This is a genomic window from Mesorhizobium sp. M2A.F.Ca.ET.067.02.1.1, from assembly GCF_004023285.1.
GTDB lineage: Bacteria > Pseudomonadota > Alphaproteobacteria > Rhizobiales > Rhizobiaceae > Mesorhizobium.
Genome location: NZ_RZSB01000512.1, coordinates 1 through 4,357, shown reverse-complemented (window position 1 = coordinate 4,357; position 4,357 = coordinate 1). Strand labels below are relative to the sequence as shown.

The 4,357-nt window shown below is 63.0% G+C and carries 6 protein-coding genes; 4 read left to right on the top strand and 2 right to left on the bottom strand.

Going from position 1 to position 4,357, the window contains the following annotated elements:
- Window positions 1–85 precede the first annotated feature (85 nt).
- Window positions 86–502: an NUDIX hydrolase gene (locus EOA28_RS26365; RefSeq protein ID WP_126078294.1), complete on the bottom strand. Its 417-nt coding sequence runs from the start codon at window positions 500–502 to the stop codon at window positions 86–88.
- 118 nt (window positions 503–620) lie between these two features.
- On the opposite strand from EOA28_RS26365, the gene EOA28_RS26360 reads away from it, so the two are divergent.
- Window positions 621–1,370 carry an SOS response-associated peptidase gene (locus tag EOA28_RS26360; RefSeq protein WP_128315442.1) on the top strand — a complete coding sequence of 250 codons (750 nt, stop codon included), beginning with the start codon at window positions 621–623 and terminating at the stop codon, window positions 1,368–1,370.
- A gap of 180 nt (window positions 1,371–1,550) precedes the next feature.
- Here the strand turns inward: EOA28_RS26360 and EOA28_RS26355 are convergent, their stop codons facing one another.
- Complete coding sequence (locus EOA28_RS26355) at window positions 1,551–1,706, bottom strand: hypothetical protein (protein ID WP_108702811.1); 156 nt, start codon at window positions 1,704–1,706, stop codon at window positions 1,551–1,553.
- Between the two features lie 393 nt (window positions 1,707–2,099).
- On the opposite strand from EOA28_RS26355, the gene cysS reads away from it, so the two are divergent.
- From cysS to EOA28_RS26335, 3 genes are all read left to right on the top strand, one after another.
- Window positions 2,100–3,551 (top strand): cysteine--tRNA ligase, encoded by a 1,452-nt coding sequence (gene cysS / locus EOA28_RS26350; protein WP_127253517.1) that lies wholly within the window; start codon window positions 2,100–2,102, stop codon window positions 3,549–3,551.
- A gap of 202 nt (window positions 3,552–3,753) precedes the next feature.
- Window positions 3,754–4,146 (top strand): DUF559 domain-containing protein, encoded by a 393-nt coding sequence (locus EOA28_RS26340; RefSeq protein WP_127253516.1) that lies wholly within the window; start codon window positions 3,754–3,756, stop codon window positions 4,144–4,146.
- The coding region (locus tag EOA28_RS26335; protein ID WP_348633436.1) for a VOC family protein at window positions 4,143–4,357 on the top strand (215 nt) is incomplete at its 3' end. The genes EOA28_RS26340 and EOA28_RS26335, both read left to right, overlap by 4 nt.

Genomic DNA, 4,357 nt, shown 5'->3' with positions numbered 1-4,357 from the left:
CCCCGTCACTATACGGGGAGAGGATGCCGGCAGGCAGGTGAGGGGCAGCGCAAACGTCTGAAGTCATGGCGTTGCATTCTCGAAGCTACTTGTGCGAATCGTTAAGCAACGCTACCGCAACCTCAAGCACTGCATCGGCAAGCGGCATGTCAGCCATTTGCGCCAGCGTGTAGAATGCCGCGGTCTCGGCATCGTCGCTGGCCACTGGTTCGCCGTCGGCATAGGCGGCGCCGAACACCGTCAGCAGATAGTCGACCGCGTGGTTTTCACCGCTGCCGTCGATATGGATGTCGCGCAGCGGGCGGTAGTCGATGGCTTCAAGTCCGGTCTCTTCCCGCAACTCCCGTGCGGCAGCCTCTGCCAGCGTTTCGCCCGGTTCGACCTTGCCGCCTGGATAGGCATAGAGCCCTTGCGATGGCGCCCGCCCACGCTTGACCAGAAGCACGGTGCCGTCGCGCACGACCGCGACCGAAACGGCCGGTATGATCTTGCGCTTTTCCATGCGTGCCGATCCTTCTGCAGGCTTTTGTGGACCGATTGGGCGAATCCAGCTTTAGCCGTTGAGGCGTGGCGGTTCCATCGCCACTTTTGATGGCACGTCACTCGAAAAGCCCAGATCCATGTGCGGACGCTTTGCCCTGACCGCCACGCCGGACCAGACCGCCGCCTTCCTCGGCCTGGCCGAACTGGAGGGATTTCCGGCCCGCTACAACATCGCGCCGACACAGCCGGTGCTGATGGCGCTTGCCGGCCCGCCGCGGGAACCCGGGTCCAACCTGCCGGACCGCCAGGCGATGCTGGTGCGCTGGGGCCTGATTCCCGCTTGGGTCGAGGACACCAAGGCGTTTCCGCTGCTCATCAACGCCCGTTCCGAGGGCGTGTTGCAAAAAGCATCGTTCAAGACCGCCATGCGCCACCGCCGCGCTCTTGTGCCGGCATCGGGCTTCTACGAATGGCAGCAATCGGGTTCGGCCAAGGGGCAGCCCTACTGGATCCGCCCGCGACGCGGCGGCGTGGTCGCCTTCGCCGGCCTGATCGAGACTTACTCCGAGCCCGGTGGTTCCGAGATGGACACCGGCGCGATCATCACGACTGAGGCCAATGCCGACATCGCCCATATCCATGATCGCATGCCGGTGGTCATCGAGGAACGCGACTTCGCCCGTTGGCTCGATTGCCGCACGCAGGAGCCGCGCCACGTGCTCGATCTGCTGAAGCCCGTCGAGCCCGATTTCTTCGAGGCAATTCCGGTTTCCGACCTGGTCAACAAGGTCGCCAACACCGGGCCGGAGATCCAGGAGCGCGGCATCGTTTCGCAGCAAGCTGAAAAGCCCGGACGCCAGAAGCCTGGCGCGGACGAAACCAGATGAGCTTGTTTTAGAGCAATTCCAGGAAAAGTGTGGAGCGGTTTTCCGTTCGGAATTGCGTCAAACCATCCAACAGAAGGCTGCCTGCCCGAAAGGCTGCTTTGGGGCCTTCATCTCCAGGGCGCTCATGGCGCCCTCGTCACCGCCGTCTCCATCGTCGGAGACTGTGCCGGTCGCGCCGTTTCAGGCGGCGCGCGGCGAGACGATCTTCTGCGCGGGCTTCTTCTTCTTCGCGGTGTGGAGGAGGGCGGCGACGATGGCCGCCGGGCCGATCGCGCGGTAGTGGTTGGCCAGCGCGGGCTGCGTTTGTCGGATCTGTTCCTGCTTGCTGCGAGCCATGATTCTCTTCCCTGGTAACGGTTTCGTGTTCGGCGTTTGGCGGCTGATTCCGTCCAAATCGTGACACCGGGCGGTCTAGCCGGCGAATGTTTCATCACTGTGCCGACATGTTTAATAAAATGTTTCGCCACGTCTTTACCTGTGATCCAACGACATCTTTCCTAAGCCGAGCGACTTGACGGCAGCACCCGCCGGCGCGATAAAGCCGGCCATGAAAACGTCTTTCGCCATTTGTGGCATTTGCATTATTGGCTAGCCTCGCGCTGGTCCGGACGTTTTCGCCTCATCTTTCCCCAGATCGGAAAAAAACGCCCCGGCCAGCAGGCTGGAGCCTGTTTTGCGCCGTGGCGCAGGCAAGGCTCCATCCAAGTCTAAGGGATCGGAAGGGCACGTATGTCTGAACCATCGAAGGGCCTCAGCCTCTACAACACGCTGACGCGGACGAAGGAACCGTTCGTTCCGATCGACCCGCAAAACGTGCGCATGTATGTCTGCGGCCCGACCGTTTACGACTTTGCCCATATCGGCAATGCCAGGCCGGCGATCGTCTTCGATGTGCTTTTCCGCCTGTTGCGCCAACTCTACGGCGAAAAGCACGTCACGTATGTGCGCAACATCACGGATGTCGACGACAAGATAAACGCCAGGGCGCTGCGAGACTTCGGCGGCGAGATCGCGGCCGGGAAGTTGTCGCTGAACGATGCGATCCGCAAGGTCACCGAACAGACCGCCGACCAGTACCACAAGGATGTCGCGGCCCTCGGCTGCCTGCAGCCGACCTACGAGCCGCGGGCGACGGAGTTCGTCGCACCCCGCGCCGACGGCAAGGCCGACATGCTGTCGCTGATCCGCCAGCTGATCGAGCGCGGCCATGCCTATGTCGCCGGCGGCGAGGTGCTGTTCGACACCGCCTCGATGCCGGACTATGGCGAATTGTCGAAGCGCAATCTCGACGAGCAGCAGGCCGGCGCGCGCATCGCCGTCGACGCGCACAAGAAGAACCCGGGCGATTTCGTGCTGTGGAAATTGTCGAGCCCGGAAGAGCCCGGCTGGGAAAGCCCGTGGGGCAGGGGCCGGCCCGGCTGGCACATCGAGTGCTCGGCCATGTCGGCCGCTTATCTTGGCGAGGTCTTCGACATCCATGGCGGCGGGCTGGACCTGATCTTCCCGCACCACGAGAACGAGATCGCCCAGTCGCGCTGCGCCCACGGCACCAAGGTCATGGCCAATGTGTGGATGCACAACGGCTTCCTGCAGGTCGAAGGCCAAAAGATGTCGAAGAGCCTCGGCAATTTCTACTCGATCCACGAATTGCTGGAGACCGAGACCTTCGGCGGCCGCACCTGGCCGGGCGAGGTGCTCAGGCTGGCGATGCTGATGACGCACTATCGCGAGCCGATCGACTTCTCCGTGCGCAAGCTGGAGGAGGCGGAAAACACGTTGCGCAAATGGAAGCGTGCCGCCGATCTTGCGCCCGCGGCCGCGAATGACCTGCCGGCCGAAGTGGTGGAAGCGCTCTCGGATGACCTTGCCACCTACACCGCCTTCCAGCGGCTGACGCAGCTTGCCGGCGAGGCGGTCGAGGCTGGCGGCGATGGTGGCAATGCCGCCGCCGCTTCGTTGAAAGCGGCACTGGCCTTCCTCGGCTTCGACGTCGGCGCGGCCAAGGTGGACGAGACGGCGGTCGCCAAGGCCATCGCGGATCGTCTGGAGTTTATCGCTGCCAAGAACTGGGCCGAGGCTGATCGCATCCGCCACGAGCTTCTGGCTCAGGGCGTGCAGTTGAAGGACGGCAAGGATCCTGTCACCGGCGCGCGTGTGACGACGTGGGAGATCAAGCGGTGAAGGTGGATGCCTCCATACGGGAGAGGTTGGAGCGAGGCCCCCCTCTCTGTCCTGCCGGACATCTCCCCCTCAAGGGGGGAGATTGGATGTCGCCTGGGCTTTCGCCAACCGCCAACGTTGAAGATTGGGCGCCGTCGGCGAAGCTGCTGATCTCCCCCCTTGAGGGGGAGATGCCCGGCAGGGCAGAGAGGGGGGCCTCGCAATGACCCATCATCGGGTATCTCCCGCCAATCGCGGCGATGCGCGCAAGATGCGCAAGGCGATGATCGATGCCGAGTTGAAGCTTTGGAATGAGGTCCGTGCTGATAGGCTGATGGGAATCGCGTTCAGGCGTCAGATGCCCATAGCTGGCTACATCGTCGATTTTGCCTGCCCCAGCAAGAAGCTGATCGTCGAGATTGATGGCTCTCAGCACGCTCTTGCCGAAGTTTCGGCGTCCGACGTCGCGCGAACCGCGAAGCTTGAAGGGCTAGGCTGGACCATCCTGCGCTTCTGGAACGACGACGTGGTCCGCGATATCGACAATGTCTGCCAGCACATCGTCATCGTGGCCGGGCTGGCCGCCGCGCCACCAAGGGAGGAGCTCGTCCTGTGATCGATCATCTCGGCATCACCGTTTTCGATTTCGACGCGTCGAAGGCTTTCTACGACAAGGCGATGGCGCCGTTGGGGGCTTCGCTGCTCTACATGGTGCCGGAGGAATACACCGGCGGCGCCAAGATCGGCGGTTATGGCCGCGACCGGCCGGTGTTCTGGGTGAGTGCCGGCAAGGAGAAGCCGAAGGATCACCAGCACATCGCCTTCAC